16 protein-coding genes and 1 pseudogene are annotated in these 18,069 nt (G+C 43.9%); 14 read left to right on the top strand and 3 right to left on the bottom strand.

What is annotated here, in order from left to right:
* The first annotated feature begins 88 nt into the window (after positions 1–88).
* The 3 genes and pseudogenes from HMPREF9698_RS08995 (at position 89) to HMPREF9698_RS02320 (ending at position 2,639) form a co-directional block, all read left to right on the top strand.
* A complete protein-coding gene (locus HMPREF9698_RS08995) occupies positions 89–712 on the top strand; it encodes a hypothetical protein (protein WP_003776937.1) in 624 nt (207 codons plus the stop codon).
* A gap of 243 nt (positions 713–955) precedes the next feature.
* Positions 956–1,855, top strand: a pseudogene (locus HMPREF9698_RS09125) (LysR family transcriptional regulator).
* Between the two features lie 316 nt (positions 1,856–2,171).
* Positions 2,172–2,639 carry a Dps family protein gene (locus HMPREF9698_RS02320; RefSeq protein ID WP_003776931.1) on the top strand — a complete coding sequence of 156 codons (468 nt, stop codon included), beginning with the start codon at positions 2,172–2,174 and terminating at the stop codon, positions 2,637–2,639.
* 101 nt (positions 2,640–2,740) lie between these two features.
* Here HMPREF9698_RS02320 and HMPREF9698_RS02315 read toward each other — a convergent pair whose 3' ends face one another.
* Positions 2,741–4,684, bottom strand: coding sequence for an acyltransferase family protein (locus HMPREF9698_RS02315; protein WP_003776928.1), 1,944 nt, complete (start codon positions 4,682–4,684; stop codon positions 2,741–2,743).
* A gap of 27 nt (positions 4,685–4,711) precedes the next feature.
* The gene (locus HMPREF9698_RS02310) at positions 4,712–5,119 is read right to left on the bottom strand and encodes a ribonuclease HI family protein (RefSeq protein WP_003776926.1); all 408 of its coding nucleotides are present in this window, start codon (positions 5,117–5,119) and stop codon (positions 4,712–4,714) included.
* A gap of 210 nt (positions 5,120–5,329) precedes the next feature.
* Here HMPREF9698_RS02310 and HMPREF9698_RS02305 point away from each other — a divergent pair, with 210 nt between their 5' ends.
* Together HMPREF9698_RS02305 and HMPREF9698_RS02300 are read left to right on the top strand one after the other, a co-directional pair.
* Complete coding sequence (locus HMPREF9698_RS02305) at positions 5,330–7,225, top strand: ABC-F family ATP-binding cassette domain-containing protein (protein ID WP_040292342.1); 1,896 nt, start codon at positions 5,330–5,332, stop codon at positions 7,223–7,225.
* An 11-nt stretch (positions 7,226–7,236) separates the two neighbouring features.
* On the top strand, positions 7,237–7,731 hold the full coding sequence (locus HMPREF9698_RS02300; RefSeq protein ID WP_003776922.1) for a dihydrofolate reductase: 495 nt from the start codon (positions 7,237–7,239) through the stop codon (positions 7,729–7,731).
* Positions 7,732–8,122: 391 nt separating this feature from the next.
* On the opposite strand, the gene trhA is transcribed toward HMPREF9698_RS02300, so the two are convergent.
* Complete coding sequence (gene trhA, locus HMPREF9698_RS02295) at positions 8,123–8,731, bottom strand: PAQR family membrane homeostasis protein TrhA (protein WP_003776919.1); 609 nt, start codon at positions 8,729–8,731, stop codon at positions 8,123–8,125.
* A gap of 136 nt (positions 8,732–8,867) precedes the next feature.
* Here trhA and HMPREF9698_RS02290 point away from each other — a divergent pair, with 136 nt between their 5' ends.
* From HMPREF9698_RS02290 to topA, 9 genes are all read left to right on the top strand, one after another.
* Entirely contained in the window at positions 8,868–9,512 is a 645-nt protein-coding gene (locus HMPREF9698_RS02290) for a YpmS family protein (RefSeq protein WP_003776915.1), read from the top strand.
* Positions 9,513–9,570: 58 nt separating this feature from the next.
* Positions 9,571–9,813, top strand: coding sequence for a YozE family protein (locus HMPREF9698_RS02285; protein ID WP_309544213.1), 243 nt, complete (start codon positions 9,571–9,573; stop codon positions 9,811–9,813).
* Positions 9,814–9,873: 60 nt separating this feature from the next.
* Positions 9,874–10,590, top strand: coding sequence for a purine-nucleoside phosphorylase (gene deoD, locus HMPREF9698_RS02280; RefSeq protein WP_003776912.1), 717 nt, complete (start codon positions 9,874–9,876; stop codon positions 10,588–10,590).
* Between the two features lie 248 nt (positions 10,591–10,838).
* Positions 10,839–12,305, top strand: a complete 1,467-nt coding sequence (locus tag HMPREF9698_RS02275) for a S41 family peptidase (RefSeq protein WP_003776911.1) — start codon at positions 10,839–10,841, stop codon at positions 12,303–12,305.
* 18 nt (positions 12,306–12,323) lie between these two features.
* Entirely contained in the window at positions 12,324–12,932 is a 609-nt protein-coding gene (gene lepB, locus HMPREF9698_RS02270; protein WP_003776909.1) for a signal peptidase I, read from the top strand.
* Between the two features lie 90 nt (positions 12,933–13,022).
* Positions 13,023–13,868: a ribosome biogenesis GTPase YlqF gene (gene ylqF / locus HMPREF9698_RS02265; protein ID WP_003776908.1), complete on the top strand. Its 846-nt coding sequence runs from the start codon at positions 13,023–13,025 to the stop codon at positions 13,866–13,868.
* Between the two features lie 6 nt (positions 13,869–13,874).
* A complete protein-coding gene (locus HMPREF9698_RS02260; protein ID WP_003776904.1) occupies positions 13,875–14,648 on the top strand; it encodes a ribonuclease HII in 774 nt (257 codons plus the stop codon).
* 245 nt (positions 14,649–14,893) lie between these two features.
* Positions 14,894–15,766, top strand: a complete 873-nt coding sequence (dprA, locus tag HMPREF9698_RS02255) for a DNA-processing protein DprA (protein ID WP_003776903.1) — start codon at positions 14,894–14,896, stop codon at positions 15,764–15,766.
* An 87-nt stretch (positions 15,767–15,853) separates the two neighbouring features.
* Positions 15,854–17,920, top strand: a complete 2,067-nt coding sequence (topA, locus tag HMPREF9698_RS02250) for a type I DNA topoisomerase (RefSeq protein WP_003776900.1) — start codon at positions 15,854–15,856, stop codon at positions 17,918–17,920.
* The last annotated feature ends 149 nt before the right edge of the window (positions 17,921–18,069 follow it).

Here is an 18,069-nt window from a genome sequence, read left to right as displayed (position 1 = left end):
AATTCCTTAACGGCAATAAATTATGACTTCCTATATATTTATGGCTTTGGCTAGTGCTATAATAGGACTTGTAGAAAGTGGTGGAAAAATGCGTCGTAAATTAATCCGTCGTTTTGAAAAACTGGTCTTTATACTAGAAATGATCATTGTTGCCTTTATCGTGATCGGCATCATTATCGGCATGACCGACTTTGTTTATTATTTTAGGGACCTTATCTCTGCCGAAACCAATTCCTATGAACTGTTTGAGGCCTTTTTAGCTTATTCCTTGATCTTAATTGTTGGTATTGAGCTTATTTTAATGCTCTTATACCATTCAACCCGAGCTATTTTAGAACTGATCCTCTTTGTGATTGCCCGGAAAATGCTGGTTTACTCCCACACCATGCTGGACTTAGTTTTAGGAACTTTGGCCATCTTGATGGTTTTTGCTATTTTGCGTTACTTACTACCCAATGAAGCCGAGCACGACATCGTTCGCAAGGTAGAAAAAACCTACCTCCCTAATGTCAAAATGGCGGATATTTTTGAGGATTGGGATGAATCCTATGACTACCCACTTGATATGACCGTGGCTGATTACATATTAGACCAAAGCAAGGAACTGGGCCAAAAAGTGGAAGTTACAACTGCAGTTGGATATAAGGACAAGCATATTGAAGTTTTAGAACTGGATGAAGAGGGCAATATCAGCCGGGTTTCTGTTTACTAGGATACTGAGACTAAGGATTTTATTGGCTTAGGCTAAGTTGAGCCAATGTTCAAATTATAACAAAACAGGGATGACTTTTGACTAAGATTCCTAGTAGATAGCCTAGTTATGACTAGATAGGTCTCGGTTAATGAGCTGGTCGGCATAGACTTTTCAGCCTTTGTTTTTGCAAGAGATGTGAAATTATTCATTAGTTATATTATAATATAGGTGAGGTTAAATATTTAGAAAAGAAGGTATAGTATGGATATCAAGCAATTGAGATATTTTATAGAAGTAGCTGAAACCAAGAATTTATCCCGGGCTGCTGAAAACCTGAATATTTCTCAACCTACCTTGTCCCTGTCGATGAAAAAAATAGAGCACGATTTAAACGTTGACTTATTTGATAAAAAAGCCCGGTATGTCCTGACCAAGCCTGGTGAAATCCTGTATAGAAGAGGTTTGACCATTGTCAAAGACTTCGACGATTTAATCCGGGAAGTATCCAATTATGATGAAAAAATCAATAAATCCTTTAAACTGGGTGTTACCATGCTTTTTGCCGTTATTTTTATGAAGGAAATCTCGGCCTTTATCACCAAGCACCCCTCCATTAATTTAAATATAGTCCAGGGTGGGTCACTTTCCTTGCAAGAAAAACTCCTAGATGACGATATTGATGTGGGTATTTTGTCCTACCCCAACTATTACCCCAATGAAATTGAAATCCAAACCGTCAAGACAGCCTGCAAAGAATACCAGGTTTCGGTCGTCATGTCAGAGTCTCATCCACTGGCCCAAAAAGACCGGCTCCGCTTCTAAGATTTGAAAGACTATGAGTTCTCAAGCTTTAGTGACCACTTTACTGTTGGCAACTTTTTAAAAAACCGGAGTAAGGAGCTCGGCTTTAAAGCTAAGATCGTCTTTACCAATGATGACTTATACGCTATTTTGGACCATATTGCCAGCAAAAAATCCCTCTGCCTTTTGCCTCAAGGTTACCAAAAGTGGGTAGATGATCCTAACTTAAAATGGATTCCGTTAGATGATGATTCCAACCATTTTTCAGTTGGTGTAGCTCGGAGCCGCAAGCATGCTGATTCAGAAATTTTAGATGACTTTATCAAAGAAATGACTGGCCAAGCCCAACTCATCAAGTAATAAAATATAAAAATGATTATTATTTCAAGGGTGTAATCAGAAAAATAATTACCGATATAGAATAATGGTTTTAAATAAGCAATTTAGTTTTTAAAGCAATAAAAGATTATTTTTGGCATTTTTTGTTTATTTCTGCCCTTAAAAGTGGTTTTTTCCCCTATTAAGTAAGCCTATGCTTAAGTTATAGTAAACTTTTGATAATAATTCATCTTTTCCAGTCATTTAACTTGTTTATCTGCTTGATCTACATTATAATGATTATAGATTAAATGAAACGAAAACATTTGATCTAAAATCTTATAGGAGGAATTATTTTATGTCAGACAATGTAAAAGAAATACTCAACCAAGTTGTGGCAACCCAGGGACTTCTTTACACCAAACTTCACCAATACCACTGGTATGTTAAAGGTCCTCAATTCTTCTCCCTACACGAAGAATACGAAGATCTTTACAAAAAAACAGCTGAAGACTTTGATGAAGTAGCAGAACGTTTGCTTATTATTGGTGGCCATCCATACGCTACCCTCAAAGAGTTTATTGACAACTCTATCATCGAAGAAAACACTGCAAACACTAAACTTGGTGAAGAAGAAACAGTCCGTGCTTCAGTGAAAGACTTGAAAGCTTACACTGACTTGCTTGATAAAGCTGTCAAATTAACTGATGAAGAAGGCGACGATGTATCCAACGACTTGTTAATTGCTGTGAAAACAGACGTTGACGAAGCTATTTGGATGCTACAAGCTTTCTTAGGCAACGAAGCGACAGACCAAGTTAACTAATTGGTCCGATTTAAACTGAATAGCTAAAAGAAAAAGCTACCCTCTTTGGGTAGCTTTTTGTGTTTATACATGGCTTAATCTTCATTGTGTCTAGGCATGGCCTAATCAGCCAGGTCTTCAATCAAAGCCTTGGTGATACAGGTGACCCAGTGTCGTCTGCCTTCAGGGTTTAGGTGGATGTCGTCGGTATCTAAAATATCCTGGTCGATGTTTTGGTAGTAGGAAAACCAATCGATCACGTGGACCTGGTCAAATTCTTCTGCCTTATTTTGAAGCATGGTATTGACGGAATCCCGCCAAGGCCGGTTGACATGGGTATTGACAAAGTAGAGCTCTGCATCTGGGCCAAAGTTTTCGATAAACTGGTTAAACTGGTCATTGGTAAAATTCCCGTTCGATCCTAAAGCAATGACGACTAATGGACTGAGCAGGCCCTGGTCTTTGAGCGAAGCGATAAGGGGAGTGGAATTATATAATTGTCGGCCCACTTCAGCATTGACATAAGAGGAAGGGTAGACGGTATTGAGACCGGCTGACGCCCCCAACATAATGGAATCGCCGATAAAGCTTGCCTGGAGGTTGATGGTTTGGCTAAGCTCATCCTTGCTAAGGTACTCAGTGTAGAAGGCCTGGTCTTCATTTAAGTTATCGATATAATCGTCTACATCAAATTCTTCTTGGTTTTCTTGTGGATTTTCTCCTTCATTTTCTGAACTTTCAGGGTCTTGGTCTTGTTCTGAACTTTCCTGGTCTTGGTTTTGCTCACTTTGGGCCTGTCCCAAGTCTTGGTTACTTTTAGTGGACTGGGCATATTCTTCTTTGTAACGTTGGGCTTCGTCGTTAGAAGTCGAGAAGAGGAAGGAAAGCAAGGTAGTAGTCAGTAAGAGGGCTTGCAGGCCAGCTAAGACTTTTTGCTTGGAGGGAAGTTGGTTGAGGTAGGACTGGAATCTGTCTTTAATATTACCGGGCAAGTGTAGGAGCTTGGACCAGCTTGGCCAAGTGAGCCACTTGCTAGTGGTGGCAAAGTCAGTTAAGAGTCCTAGGATAAAAATGATGATAACTTGGCCGGTCATATTTTGCAGCCAGCCCGGTAGGTCGTAAGCTAATCGCTGGGATAAAATAAAGATGGGGTAATACCACAAGTAAACGCCAAGCGAGTGTTGGCCTAAGAAGGCCAGGGGTTTAAAGGTCAAAAGGCGGGAGAAGAGGCCATACTTACTGGCTAGACTGACAATCAAACTGACAAAGACCAGGTCAAATAGGACCATGCCACCATAATAGGTAAAAGTTCCCACATTGGTCATTTCAAAAAGCATAGCAAGCAGGGCCCCAAACAAGGCTATTTGGACCAGCTGCCCGTATTTTTGGAAGAGCTTGGTCTGGTTTATCTGGTCGAGGGATAGTTGGCTGGCAATAAGGCCAATCCCAAAGGAAAAGAACCGGGTGTCAGACCCATAGTAAACTCGGGTTGGGTCACTGCCAGGTTGGAAGTTGAAGGCCATCAAAAGAGCACTGATCAGGGTTAGTGTCGTTATTAGGAGGATAAAGTTTTGCCGGTTTTTAATGAAGGGGCGAAAGATCTTTAACAATAGCCAAAAGAAGAGGATAAACTGGACGTAGAGGCTTAAGTACCAAAAGTGGGTCAAGACAGAAGGTTGGATAATTTCATCAAAGTAAGAAGCTCCTTGGATAATCTGAACCCAGTTGTTGACAAAGAGGAGGCTAGAAGCAATTTGGGAAAACCAATTGGTCAGGAGGTCTTGGTAAAAAACTAGTAAAAAAGTGGCGATCAACCCGATAAACAAGAGTAAGGGCTTATAGAGTTTAGCTAGGAGCCTTTTGAGCTTTTGCCAGAAGGGAAAGGAAGTATACTCCTGGTTAAAGACCTTGTTAATCTGGGAACCGTTGAGGTAACCGGCCGAGACAAGGAAGATATTAACTCCCAAAAACCCTCCCCGGTAGATGTGGGGGACAAAGTGATAGAAGATAATAAAGATCAAGGCCAAGAGTCTTAAACTGTCAAGTTGTGCAAATCGTTTCTTCATTGTAAATCTTCTCTCTAATTGACATGATTATGTATCTTTTTGAGCCTTTCTGAGGGCCTGCTTGGCTAGGTTGTCTGCTCCCTTGTTTTGACTTTCGGGGACCCAGTCAAAGGTAATCAGCTGGAAGTTTTCCCTTAAGGCTAAAATACTTTCCAGATATTTCTGATAGGCTTCATTTTTGGACCCTTCATTGTGAATAACTTGGGTAAGCGCTTTACTATCACAAGCAACAAAGACCATCTGGCTGGTTAAGTCATGGTCAACCAACCAATTCAGGGCATAAATCAAGGCTTGGAATTCCGCCGTGTGGTTATTTGGGCTAGTTTCCAAGGGGATGGCTATTTGCTCATGGAAGCCGGGACCGGTGATGACAATCCCTAAGCCAGCTTTTTTATTTTTTGGATTATAGGCTGCATCTGTGTTAACCCGAATCATCCATCAATCTCCTTAAACGCAAACTATTATACTATAGATGCTAGCAGAAAAACATTGATCTACTATCATTTTAAAAGAAATATAAAGCAAACTTAAGAAAGAATTTAGGAAAAACAGTGAAGATTGTCTCACAAGTGGGGCTAGCTTGATAGTCAAGCCTTCTCTTAATATGTTAAACTTAGGTGACTATGTATAGAAAGTGTGACAGCAGTGAAAGAGTTTAAAGTCATGAACTTAAGCCAATCCATTGGAAGCAAGACCTTGTTTAAGGACATCAACCTCTCCATTAAAGACCAAGACCGATATGGCTTGATTGGGATCAATGGGGTCGGCAAGTCCAGCTTTCTAAATACCCTGGTAGGGGACTTGGCCTTTGATGCAGGAGAAATCAAAAAGGCTAAGGACTATACCATTTCCTATCTTAAGCAAAGACCTTCTTTAGATCCGGACCAGACTGTTCTGCAGGTGGTTTACCAGGGGGACAACAAGGTGATGAACACTGTTCGTCAGTATGAAGAGGCCTTGGCCAAACTCAACCAAGACCCATTGAAGGAAAGTTACCAAAAGGACTTTGAACAAGCAGAAGCTGCCATGAACCGAGAAGATGCTTGGAATGCTAATTCTAAAGCCAATTCCATCTTGACCAAGTTGGGCATTGAAGATATGGATGAAACAATCGGTAACCTGTCAGGTGGTCAAGAAAAAAGGGTGGCCCTAGCCCAGGTCTTGATTCAAGAATCGGACCTTTTGATTTTAGATGAGCCGACCAACCACCTAGACTACCAAATGATCGATTGGTTGTCTAAATACCTCAGCAATTACCCTGGGGCCATTCTCTTGGTGACCCACGATCGCTACTTTTTGGATGAAGTGGCGAATGCGATTATTGAACTGGAAGACCAAACTCTCTACACCTACCCCGGCAACTACCAGGCCTATGTCCAACAGAAAGCAGAAAGAGAGGCTTTAGAAGCCAGCCAAGCACATAAAAACAAACAGTTATATAAGAAAGAACTGGCCTGGATGAGGGAAGGAGTCCAAGCAAGGGGGACCAAGCAACAAGCCCGGATTAACCGCTTTGAAGAATTAAAAGAGGGCGTTAAAGGCCAATCTGAGGAAGAAAGTCTAGAGCTTAATTTGGATAGTGTCCGGATTGGTAAAAAGGTTCTTGAGTTTGACCAAGCCTCCTACCAGATAGGAGGGCAAAAAATCCTGGATGATTTTGACCTGATTATCCAAAATGCCGACCGTATTGGGGTGACAGGGGCCAATGGGGCGGGTAAGTCAACCTTCCTCAACCTCCTCACCCAACGACTAGACTTGGATAGCGGTAGCCTAGACCAGGGAGAGACGGTCCGAATAGCTTACTATACCCAACAAAATGAAGGCTTGGATGACAGTAAACGGGTGATTGACTATATGCGGGAGACAGCAGAGGAGGTCTACCTGGCTGACCAATCCAAGGTTAGTGTGGCCCAATTATTGGAGCGGTTCATGTTCCCCCGGTCCAAGCAGGCCACCTATATTTCTAGTTTATCTGGTGGGGAAAAACGCCGGCTTTACTTGATCCAGCTTTTGATGCAAAGACCCAATGTTTTGGTTTTAGACGAGCCAACTAATGACTTAGACATTAAGACCTTAACTATCTTGGAGGATTATATTGATAACTTTGTGGGTGCAGTAATTACTGTTTCCCACGATCGCTACTTCCTAGACAAGGTAGCCGACAAGTTACTAGTCTTTAAGGGTCAAGGGGAGATTGAAACGTATTACGGGTCCATGACCTCCTACCTTGACCGGCAAAAACAAGCCCAAAAAGACCAGGCTAAAGACACGGACAAGTCCAAAAAAAGTAAAGATAAGCCTCAAACTAGTAGTCTAAGCAAGGAGAAAACTCGGCTTAACTACCATGAACAAAAAGAATGGGATAAAATTGAAGACGAGATTAGCGCTTTAGAGGATCAGTTGGAAGCCATTGAAGAGGAAATGCTTGAGCAAGCCAGTGATTATGGTAAACTGAATGAGTTAAATAACCAAAAAGAGAACCTTGAACAAGAACTAGACGAAAAATTAGAACGTTGGGAATATTTAAGCCAATATGTATAGGAGAGATAACTATGATAGCCTACGTTTGGGCCCAAGATGAGCAAGGAATCATTGGTAAAGACAAGGTTTTGCCTTGGGAATTGTCCAATGACTTAAAGCATTTTAAAAAAGTTACAGAAGGTCACACCATCCTGATGGGCCGGAAGACCTTTGAAGGAATGGATAAAAAGCCCCTCCCTAACCGAAAAACCTTGGTATTGACCCGCCAAGATGACTACCAAGCTGGGGACGACCAGGTTGAAGTCGTCCACTCCAAAGACCAGGCCTTGACTTATGCGTCAGGTCATGGGGTGGACCTCTATGTGATTGGTGGGGCCGGCATTTTCGACTTGTTTCTGGACCAAGTTGATGTTCTCCACCAAACAGTTATCCACGAGAGCTTTGATGGTGACACCACCATGCCAGACATTGACTGGGACAGCTTTAATCAGGTGTCTAAAGCTTATTATGACCAGGCTGACGGTCACAACCACTCCCACACCATTTATGAATACAGAAGAAAATAAGACCAAAGGACCGGCTCGTTTTGTAATGAACTGCCGGTTCTTTTTTGATTTTGCTGGTGTAATGGGATCACTACTTTTTGAGTTAAAAATGGACAATCGGATTGTGAATGAGTGGATTTTCAGCACCCAGATGTTATTATAGAATTCCAGCAATTATTTCTCAAACAACAAATATTATACGAGAATTTTAAAAGATGGTAATATTTCAGCCTAAAGTTCCACCATTGCCAACCCATAAAAAGCTATGAAATCTACAGCCACACCCATATTTAATCGGGTCTTCAGTTTGAGATAAAAACCAGCTAGCGGTCTAATCTTGCTGGTTAAAAATAACCTTGGTGGATGATCCACCAAGGTCAAATGGTTTAAAAGCGTATTTCAGTAAAAATAGTTAAATGTAATGGTAGATAGAAATAAACATACAAGTGGTTCCTAGCATGACAAAGAGGTGCCAAACTACATGCATAAATTTAACTTTCTTTAGTTGGTAAAAGAGGGTTCCAACCGTAAAGGCTACTCCACCGGCAACCAGCCAAGCAATTCCTCGCCAGCCCATCCCTTGAAAGAGGTGGTAGATTAAAAATAGGGAGATCCAACCCATGCCGATATAGAGCCAGGTTGACAGGTTGGTGAAGCGGTTGAACCAAAATGTTTTATACAAGACACCAAACAAGGCAATCAACCATATGATAGCAGTGGCAATGGCCCCCACCCAACCACCAATGACGACAACCGTGTAAGGCGTATAACTTCCTGCAATCAAGACAAAGATGGTGGCATGGTCTAAACGTTGCATGACTTCCCTAATTTTCGTGAACTTGAATATATGGTAAAAGGTAGAGCTTAAGTAAAGCAGGATTAAAGATGCTCCGTAGACGCTGTAGGCCACTAATTGGGCCATGCTGTCTCGGCCAATTGCCTTGTATATAAGGAAAATCAGGCCCACAATACTTAAGATAGCAGCAAGTCCGTGAGTGGAAGCATTCAGTATTTCGTTCACAATGAGGTATCGTTTTGATACATTCCGTCCTTTTTCCAGTTTGACTCCCTCCGATTCTGGTATAATATGGTAAGTTAATCATAACAGAAAAAGCTAGCTAGGAAAAGTGCTTTGCTGAAAAGAAAGGGAAATTGAGATGACAGATGAAGAAAAAAGAAGCCAGGCCAAGCCTAAGAAAGCTTCCTCAAATATTTGGAAAATTTTATTCTTTGCCTTGTTAGTGATCACCTTGTTCCCCTTGGTTTTCTTTTTCTTTGGGCCTTCAGGAAACCAAGGGCCAAGTGAGTTAGACCGATCGCTAGATCCAGGAGACTTGGCGATTGACCTGGCCCTAACTTTTGAGGACGTTGAAAGTATGGCTAACAGCTTTATCCAAGCCAACCAACCAGACCAAGACCTGGATTTAAGGCTTAGCCTTGACCAGGACTTGGAACTGGCTGGCCAGACATCTTACTTAGGCTTTGACCTGCCCTTTCAATCTAGCCTATCGCCTCAAGTCACGGACAATGGGAACGTGGTCTTTCAAGTTGATAACCTGACCTTAAGAGGGTTTGACCTGCCCAAGTCCTTAGTACTAGGCCTCCTTGACAGCCAAATTGACCTGCCTGACTTTATAGCCTTTATTCCTAGCCAAGGCCAAATTGCCATCAATCTAACAGACTTTCAACTGGATAACGGAGGGCAGTTGAGAGTTGCGGACTGGGACCAGGCTAACCGGATCTTGACAGTCACGATTATTTTACCGACAGAGGTCCTTGGTCCAGATAACAATAGCGATTAAGTCTGCTTTTATGATAAAATAAGGGCAAGATCCTGCCTATCACGAGGCCAAGGGGAGGATGGATAAAATTATGCGTGAATCTTTCTACCATTATATGCGTCAATTACGGGACCCCAACCGCAATGATGAACTGACCCAGCTAGCCTATGCCATTAGTGAAGACGGCATGTTCCCTAAAACCTCTACTGATTACGATGATATTAGCCGGTATTTGGAACTAGAAGTAAATTACGTACCTAGGATGGACCTTTTTGACAAGGCCTGGGCTAAATATCTTGAAGACAAGGCTGACCAAGACTAACTTCTAAAGACTTGGGAATGAAAACAATAAATCGACTCAAATATAAAAAGGAGAAATGAGATGCCTACACCACATTTAGAAGCCAAGCCAGGTGACATTGCTGAAATTGTTCTACTACCGGGAGATCCACTGCGGGCCAAGTATATCGCTGACACTTTTTTACAGGATGTGACCCAATATAATTCCGTCCGTAATGCCTTGGGGTTTACCGGAACCTATAAGGGACTTAAAATTTCAGTCCAGGGAACTGGTATGGGCATGCCTTCTGCTATGATTTACACAGAAGAACTCGTGCGAGAATACGGGGCTAAAGTCTTAATCCGGATTGGATCAGCTGGTGGAATGAAAGAAGATGTTCAAATTCGCGATGTCGTCTTAGGCCAAGCTGCCACAACAGACGCCAGTCTCCACCGCAATATTTTCCACAACCAGGTCGACTATGCTCCCATCGCAGACTTTGGCCTCTTAAAAACTGCTTATGAAGTGGGTGAGGAAAGAGGCTTTCCGATCAAGGTAGGGAACATCTTGTCTTCTGACCGTTTTTACAATGATGAGCTTGACATGAAAAAATTAGCTGATTACGGGGTCATGGCTGTAGAAATGGAAGCGGCTGGTATTTACTCAGTAGCGGCCAAACACAAGGTAAAGACCTTAACCATTCTAACTATCTCTGACCACATCTTAACTGGAGAAGAGACCAGCTCAGAAGAAAGACAGACTAGTTTCGAAGACATGATGGTTGTTGCCTTGGAAACGGCCTTGCAAACGGAACTTTAGATATGCCTGTTTGTTATAAGAGCTGGACCTGTCCACTTTTTTTGAACTACTTAAGGGAAAGGCAGTCTAGTTTTGGAGACCGATTGTAAATTCAACCATTAAAAGGTCACATAAACTTCGCTGTAAAGTTAATGCTTGCTATTCTTAAAAACCAGGGCTTATGTTATACTATTCTTATTCTCTTAGCTAAAAGCTAAAGAAGAAGTATTAAAAGAATCCTATTTTAAGAGAAAGAAGGAGGTTTGACGGTGTCTGATCAAAATAACAGAAATGGCGTATCTTTTTTGACTTATATCTTGTCTTTGCTCGCCATTTTTATCATCGGAGTCTTTTTGACCCTTGTCTTAACTGGTCGAACTCGTCAACCCAATCTGATGTCTTCTTCTTCAAGCGACCAAGCTGAAGAAGAAAACATCTCTTTGGATACTGTAGCAGAACTTTACCAGGTTTTAACCCAAGAGTATTATGGGGATGTCGACTCGAAGGCCTTAATTAATGGGGCACTGGAAGGCATGGCCCAAGCTGTGGATGACCCTCATACCCAGTACATGGATGTCCAAGAGACATCTGACTTTAACGATGAAATTTCTGGATCTTTTGAAGGGATCGGGGCCGAAGTTATCAAGGAAGACGAAAAACTTCGGGTGGTTTCTCCCATACCGGATTCGCCGGCTGACCAAGCTGGGATCTTGCCTAACGACTACATACTTGCAGTTGACGGCCAGTCCCTAAAAGACTTGAATGCCCAGGAGGCCGTTGAATTAATTCGGGGTCCAAAAGGGAGTGAAGTCGACTTAGAAGTTGAACGTTCAGGCAACAGCTTTAACCTGACCGTTGAGCGGGATGCCGTTCCCATTGAAACGGTGACTTACCAAGAAGTAGAAGGTCATGACGGTATAGGTCTCGTCCAACTTTCCCGGTTTAACCAGCCTAGCTATGAAGAAATGGTAGAAGCCATCCAAGACCTAGAAGACCAAGGTGTCACCCAATTTATCTTTGACTTACGGGGGAACCCAGGTGGACTGCTAGATACCGCCTTACAAATCGCCAATATCTTTGTTGATGAAGGCGACCCTATTATGCAAGTTAAGGAAGCTGAAGACGAAGACCCTATCAGCTTTGTAGCAGGGGATGAGTATGGTGACTTTAAATTTAACCCAGACCATGAAGCCATCTTCCTAGTCGATGAAGGTTCGGCTTCTGCTTCAGAAATCCTAGCAGGGGCTGTCCAAGAAGCTGGCTATCCTCTTTTAGGTAAAACAACTTATGGCAAGGGGACCGTCCAGTCCCTCTACCCCTTAATTGGTGGTTCTGAAGTGAAATTTACTAACCACATTTGGTTGACCGCTTCAGGTGAGTGGATCAATGAAGAAGGAATTGAGCCAGACATTGAAGTTGACCAGCTGGGCCAAGGGGAGCTTAAATTGGTCAACCCCGAAGAGACCTACCAGTTAGGTGACCAATCTCCTGAAGTAGAAAACATCAACAAGCTCTTGTCACTTTTGGGTTATGAGGTGCCGGACAATGATCAGTTTAATCAAGAAACCCAAGTGGCTGTCCAAACCTTCCAAAATGACCAGGGCTTAGAAGAGACCGGTGTGATGAATGAAACAACCTCCATCCGGCTCATGGAAGCCATCCGTGAATATATAAGGGAAAATGACAAGCAGGTGGAAGAAGCTATTGCTAGGCTAGAAGCAGACAATGGCGAGTAGAAAGTTGGTGAATCTTCCTTGACTAAAGATCAATCGCAGCCAGAATTGGACCAAAGAGGAGACCAGGGCGGGGAAGGCCAAACTTCTTGGTTTTCAGAAATTGTCTCTACCCTCCTTTATATTCTTATTTTTACGGGAATCTTCTTCTTGATTCAGCAATTTCTTTTTGTCGTTGTGAGTGTGGATGGCCAGTCCATGTACCCAACCTTGGAAAACAACGACCGGCTCGTCTTAAATAAGGTCCGGTCCATCGACCGTTTTGATATTGTTGTTTTTCCCGCCCCAGATGACCCAGACCACCAATACATCAAGCGGGTGATTGGAGTGCCAGGAGACAAGATCGAATATATCGAAGATGACCTCTACCTCAACGGAGAGCAAGTGGAAGAACCATATTTGGACCATTTTGATGGTGAGGCAAACTTCGCTTCTTATATAACTGGTAATTTCAGTCTGGAATCCCTCTTTGGGGTTGAAACAGTGCCAGAAGGTCAATACTTTGTTTTAGGGGACAACCGGCTTAATTCCAGGGATAGTCGAACCTTTGGCTTTGTCGATGCCGATAACATAACAGGAGAAACCAGGCTACAAATATGGCCCCTAAGTGACTTTGGTTATGTCGATTAGCAAGAGTCAGTCTTAGTAGTAAAAAGAAAGCAAACATCATTAAGGCCTAGACCGGTGTCTGGGCCTTTTTATTCAGAAAGGAGCCGATCCATGTCAACCATCCAATGGTATCCGGGACATATGGCCAAGGCCAAGCGGGAATTTCAGGAAAAATTGAAGTTAGTTGATATCGTCTTAGAACTGCTTGATGCTAGGCTACCGGAGTCCAGTTCGAACCCTATGTTGGACCAAATCATCCAGGACAAGCCCCGGCTTAAAATTTTAATGAAAGCAGACTTGGCCGACCAAAAGCGAACCAACCAGTGGCTCAACTACTATCAGGACCAGGGCAAGCCAGCCATGGCCTTGAACGTTAAGCACAAGCAGGATATGAAAGATGTTACCGACCAGATCAAGGTGGTCTTGTCAGACTGGCAGAAACAAAGGCAAGCGAAGGGCCTTAACCAGCGGGCAGTCAAAGCAGTCAGTGTCGGTATCCCCAATGTGGGCAAGTCCACTTTGATAAACCGTTTTGCGGGCAAAAATATTGCCCAGACTGGGAACCGGCCAGGTGTTACCCAGGCCCAGCAATGGATTAAGTATAAGGGGGTCTTGGAACTCTTAGACACACCCGGTATTCTCTGGCCCAAGTTTGAAGACCAAGAAGTTGGCAAAAAGTTAGCCCTAACTGGGGCTATCAAGGACAAACTCTTATATATGGATGACATTGCCCTCTATGCTATTGACTTCTTTAAAGCCCACTATCCTGGCCGGTTTGAAGACCGCTACCAATTGGCTCAAGGGGCTGAAAAAGACCTTTCTTCGGTTGACCTTCTCTTGGCCATTACGGGAAAAAGAGGATTTGGCGATGACTACGACCGGGCTGCCACAATGATCGTCAACGAAATTCGCAAGGGACTCCTGGGACCCTTTAGCCTAGACCAGTTAGGAGACTGAAAAAGTATGGAAAAGCTTACCATTAAAGATATCAAGGCCAAACTAAGACAGCTTGACCATGAAAATAACTTTACCGAAAGCCTCCGTCAAGACCCGCGCAAGGGAGTTCAAAAGGCTTTGAAATCTTGGGGCCAATCCCGGTTGAGAGAGAAAGAATTAATCCAGGCCTACCAGGAAAAAAATGCCTTGGAAAGTGAGCTTCGTTCCCAAGGTTTTCAGACCATTGCCGGTTTCGATGAGGTGGGACGGGGGCCCCTAGCCGGTCCGGTGGTAGCAGCAGCTGTTATCTTAGACCCTGACCAGGTGATCTTAGGCTTGGATGACTCTAAAAAGTTATCCCAGAAAAAAAGACAGGAACTGGACCAAGCTATCAAGGCCAAGTCAAAAGACTGGGCTATTGGGTCAGCTTCCGTTCAAGAGATTGACCGATACAATATCTACCAGGCCACCCGCTTGGCCATGAAACGTGCCCTTGATGCCTTGTTGCTTAAACCTGACTACCTCCTGGTAGATGACATGGTCATTGAGACGTCACTTCCCCAAAAATCCATGGTCAAGGGGGATAAACTCAGTAACGCAATAGCAGCAGCCAGTATTGTGGCCAAACAATACCGGGACCAGCAGATGATCGACTACAGCAAGGACTACCCGGACTATGGCTTCGACCATCATGTAGGCTACGGCACCCAAATCCACCTGGAAGCCTTGCGGAAGTATGGGCCCACCCCCATCCACCGACAGTCCTTCCAACCTGTCCGAGATGCCAGCCGGAGTGACTAGGCAGGCCTGACCCGGGGTGACTTTAGTAAAAACAGCAAAATAATGAGCTTGCTTAACCTGACCCAGTCCTTTAAAGAAACTGGATCAGGCTCTTCTTTTGGACTAGGGCCTAGGTCTTTCAATGGATTGAATCTAATGGGGATAAAGGGATGAATCAAGGTCCATTAGTTAAAAACTTTTAGCTAAAATAATTAAATTTAGCTTTTTTTGCGTATATAAGGGTAGAAGCTTTTTGAGGTGAGAAAATGAAAAATACTTGGACCTTAGACCATTATCTGATTTTACTAGCTGAATGTTCTTTTTTGACCCCGACCGACAAATGGGCCTTGCTTGGCTCGGTCTATCCCGACCTTATTGCTGAATTGGACTTGCCTTGGTTGGCTAAGATCCGACTGAACTCCGAAAAAGCAAGGCGGTTTAGCCACTTTATTGCTATTAGTGGCCGGGATATTATCAATTCTTATGATTTAGACCCAGTGGACCGGCTTACTTTTTTTGACCCAAACTATCCCGATCCTTTGCGGCACATTTATGCCCCGCCCCTCCTTTTATATTATAAGGGGGACTTAACATTGCTGGACCGGACAATTTTAGGGGTGGTGGGTCCAAGGAGGCCAAGTGATTATAGCTTGGCCGGTATAAAAAAACTCTTGCCTGGCTTAATTCAAAAAGACCTGGTGATAAGCTCTGGCCTAGCTATGGGGGTGGATGCCTGGGCCCACCAAGCTGCTATCTATTTTGGTGGGTCTACCATAGCTGTAGTGGCGACGGGCTTGGACTTGGCTTATCCAGCTAGTAACCGCAAGCTGCAAGATCTGATCAGCCAAAAGCACCTGGTCATCAGTGAATACCCCTATGGCTGCCGGGCTCAAAAGTGGCACTTTCCAGAACGTAACCGGATTATTGCTGGCATAAGCCGGGGAGTCTTGGTCACAGAAGCTAGGAAGCAGAGTGGGACTTTAATTACGGCCCAGCTTGCTTTAGAGGAGGGCCGGGATGTTTTTGCACTACCGGGCCGGATTGACAGCCCACTTTCAGAAGGATGTAACCTTTTAATTAGTCAGGGGGCTCGGCCAGTCACCCATCAAGAGGATATCCTAAAAGACTGGTCATTATAAAAAATAAGTATAAGTAGTTGACAAATGACAGTGGCTTAGCCTATTATGATAAGCGCAATTAAGTTAGCCTTGAAAGGAGCCCGACATTTGGCCTATAAATACTTGGTGATCGTGGAATCACCAGCAAAAGCGAAGACAATTGAAAAATATTTGGGTCGCAATTATAAGGTTGTGGCCAGCAAAGGACATATTCGTGACCTGCCCAAAAGTCGCATGGCGGTAGACTTTGAAGATAACTACAAGCCAGAATACATCACTATCCGGGGTAAGGGACCGGTGATCCAAGATTTGAAGAAGCAAGCCAAGAAAGCTGAAAAAGTTTACCTAGCTGCCGACCCGGACCGGGAGGGGGAAGCCATTGCCTGGCACCTATCTTATGTCTTGAAGCTTGACCAGGATGATAAAAACCGGGTAGTCTTCAATGAAATTACTAAAGATGCGGTAAAAGATGCCTTTAAGTCGCCCCGAACCTTGGACAAGGACCTGATTGATTCCCAGCAAGCACGCCGGGTTTTGGACCGGATTGTCGGTTACCAAATCAGCCCTTTATTATGGAAGAAAGTCAAACGAGGTCTGAGTGCGGGCCGGGTCCAGTCCGTCGCCTTAAAGATGATTTGCGACCGTGAAGAAGAAATCCGCCAGTTCAAACCGGAAGAATATTGGACACTTGATGGTAAATTTAAAAAGTCCCGGTCTAAGTTTGATGCTAAATTTTTCCGCTTGGACAATAAGAAAAAAGACCTGCCCAACAAGGAGGCAGTCGATCAGGTCATCCAGCGACTGGACCAAGATCAGGACTTTGATGTGGTAAAAGTGGACAAGAGCCAGAGACGGAAAAATCCCCAGGCCCCCTTTACCACTTCCAGTTTGCAACAAGAAGCAGCCAACCGACTCAACTTCCGGACCGGCAAGACCATGATGGTCGCCCAGCAATTGTATGAAGGGATTAAGATAGGACGTGGCGCTGCCACTGGTTTAATTACCTACATGCGTACCGACTCCAAACGTATTTCAGACTTGGCTAAGGCTGAAGCAGCCAACTTCATCCATGATGAATACGGTTCAAAATACGCTTCCCGCAAGAAGGCTCCAGCAAAGAATGCCAGCGGAGCCCAAGATGCCCACGAGGCTATCCGCCCGACCAGTGCTATGCGGAAGCCGGAAGACATCGAAAAATATTTGTCCAAGGACCAGTATAAGTTGTATAACTTGATTTGGTCCCGTTTTATAGCTAGCCAAATGAAACCAGCTGTCTATGACACCATGAAGGTTGACCTGGTCCAAAACGGAGTAACCTTCAGAGCCAATGGGTCTAAAATTAAATTCCAGGGTTACCAAAAGGTTTACCGGGATACTTCCAAGCAAAAAGATAACCTCCTGCCAGACCTCAAGGAAGGGGATGCGGTCAAGTTAGATAAGCTTAGTCCAGACCAACACTTCACCCAACCGCCAGCCCGCTATAGCGAGGCGACCTTAATCAAGACATTGGAGGAAAACGGAGTGGGTCGCCCTTCGACTTATGCTCCAACCTTAGGGACCATCCAAAAACGCTATTATGTTACTTTGACCAACAAGCGGTTTGAACCAACTGAACTCGGTGAAATCGTCAATGACATCGTAGTAGAATTCTTCCCCGATATCGTGGATGTTAACTTTACAGCCGAGCTTGAAGAAGACTTGGACAAGGTGGAAGAAGGTAAGAAAGAATGGGTCAAGGTGATCGACCAATTCTATCAAGAGTTTAAAGATGATGTCAGCAAGGCTGAAGAAGAAATGGAAGAAGTCGAGATTGAAGACGAACCAGCTGGCTTTAAATGTGATAAGTGCGGGGGCGAAATGGTGATTAAAATGGGTCGCTACGGCAAATTTTATGCCTGTTCTAATTTCCCAGACTGCCGCAACACCAAGCCTATTTTGAAAAAAGTCGGCACCACCTGTCCCAAATGTAAGGACGGAGAGGTAGTGGAACGGAAGTCCAAGAAGAACCGTAAGTTCTATGGCTGTGAAAACTACCCTGACTGCGACTTTGTCTCTTGGGACAAGCCCTTGCCTCGGTCGTGTCCTAAATGCGACGAGTTTTTGGTGGAAAAACGGACCCGGTCCAAGGTCCAAGTCCAGTGTTCCAATTGTGATTATGTAGAAGAAGCCCAGTAATATTTAATGTGATCAAAAAAGACCAGAAGCCTAGCAAGGCTTTCTGGTCTTTTTTTTATGTGCGCCCGGCATGGGTGACAACTTGGTGGTGAAAGTCCACTGCAGGCCTGGCAGTAGGAACTGTTAGCTGAAGGCAAGGGTGTCCATCG

The organism is Alloiococcus otitis ATCC 51267 (genome assembly GCF_000315445.1).
In the GTDB taxonomy this organism is placed as follows: domain Bacteria; phylum Bacillota; class Bacilli; order Lactobacillales; family Carnobacteriaceae_A; genus Alloiococcus; species Alloiococcus otitis.
This window is presented reverse-complemented; position numbering and strand designations above follow the sequence as displayed.

Bases quoted from the DNA above. Each gene is read 5' to 3' on its own strand.
- HMPREF9698_RS08995 (WP_003776937.1), top strand. From the start codon at position 89: ATGCGTCGTAAATTAATCCGTCGTTTTGAAAAACTGGTCTTTATACTA.
- HMPREF9698_RS02320 (WP_003776931.1), top strand. From the start codon at position 2,172: ATGTCAGACAATGTAAAAGAAATACTCAACCAAGTTGTGGCAACCCAG.
- HMPREF9698_RS02315 (WP_003776928.1), bottom strand. From the start codon at position 4,684: ATGAAGAAACGATTTGCACAACTTGACAGTTTAAGACTCTTGGCCTTG.
- HMPREF9698_RS02310 (WP_003776926.1), bottom strand. From the start codon at position 5,119: ATGATTCGGGTTAACACAGATGCAGCCTATAATCCAAAAAATAAAAAA.
- HMPREF9698_RS02300 (WP_003776922.1), top strand. From the start codon at position 7,237: ATGATAGCCTACGTTTGGGCCCAAGATGAGCAAGGAATCATTGGTAAA.
- HMPREF9698_RS02290 (WP_003776915.1), top strand. From the start codon at position 8,868: ATGACAGATGAAGAAAAAAGAAGCCAGGCCAAGCCTAAGAAAGCTTCC.
- HMPREF9698_RS02285 (WP_309544213.1), top strand. From the start codon at position 9,571: ATGGATAAAATTATGCGTGAATCTTTCTACCATTATATGCGTCAATTA.
- deoD (WP_003776912.1), top strand. From the start codon at position 9,874: ATGCCTACACCACATTTAGAAGCCAAGCCAGGTGACATTGCTGAAATT.
- ylqF (WP_003776908.1), top strand. From the start codon at position 13,023: ATGTCAACCATCCAATGGTATCCGGGACATATGGCCAAGGCCAAGCGG.
- HMPREF9698_RS02260 (WP_003776904.1), top strand. From the start codon at position 13,875: ATGGAAAAGCTTACCATTAAAGATATCAAGGCCAAACTAAGACAGCTT.
- dprA (WP_003776903.1), top strand. From the start codon at position 14,894: ATGAAAAATACTTGGACCTTAGACCATTATCTGATTTTACTAGCTGAA.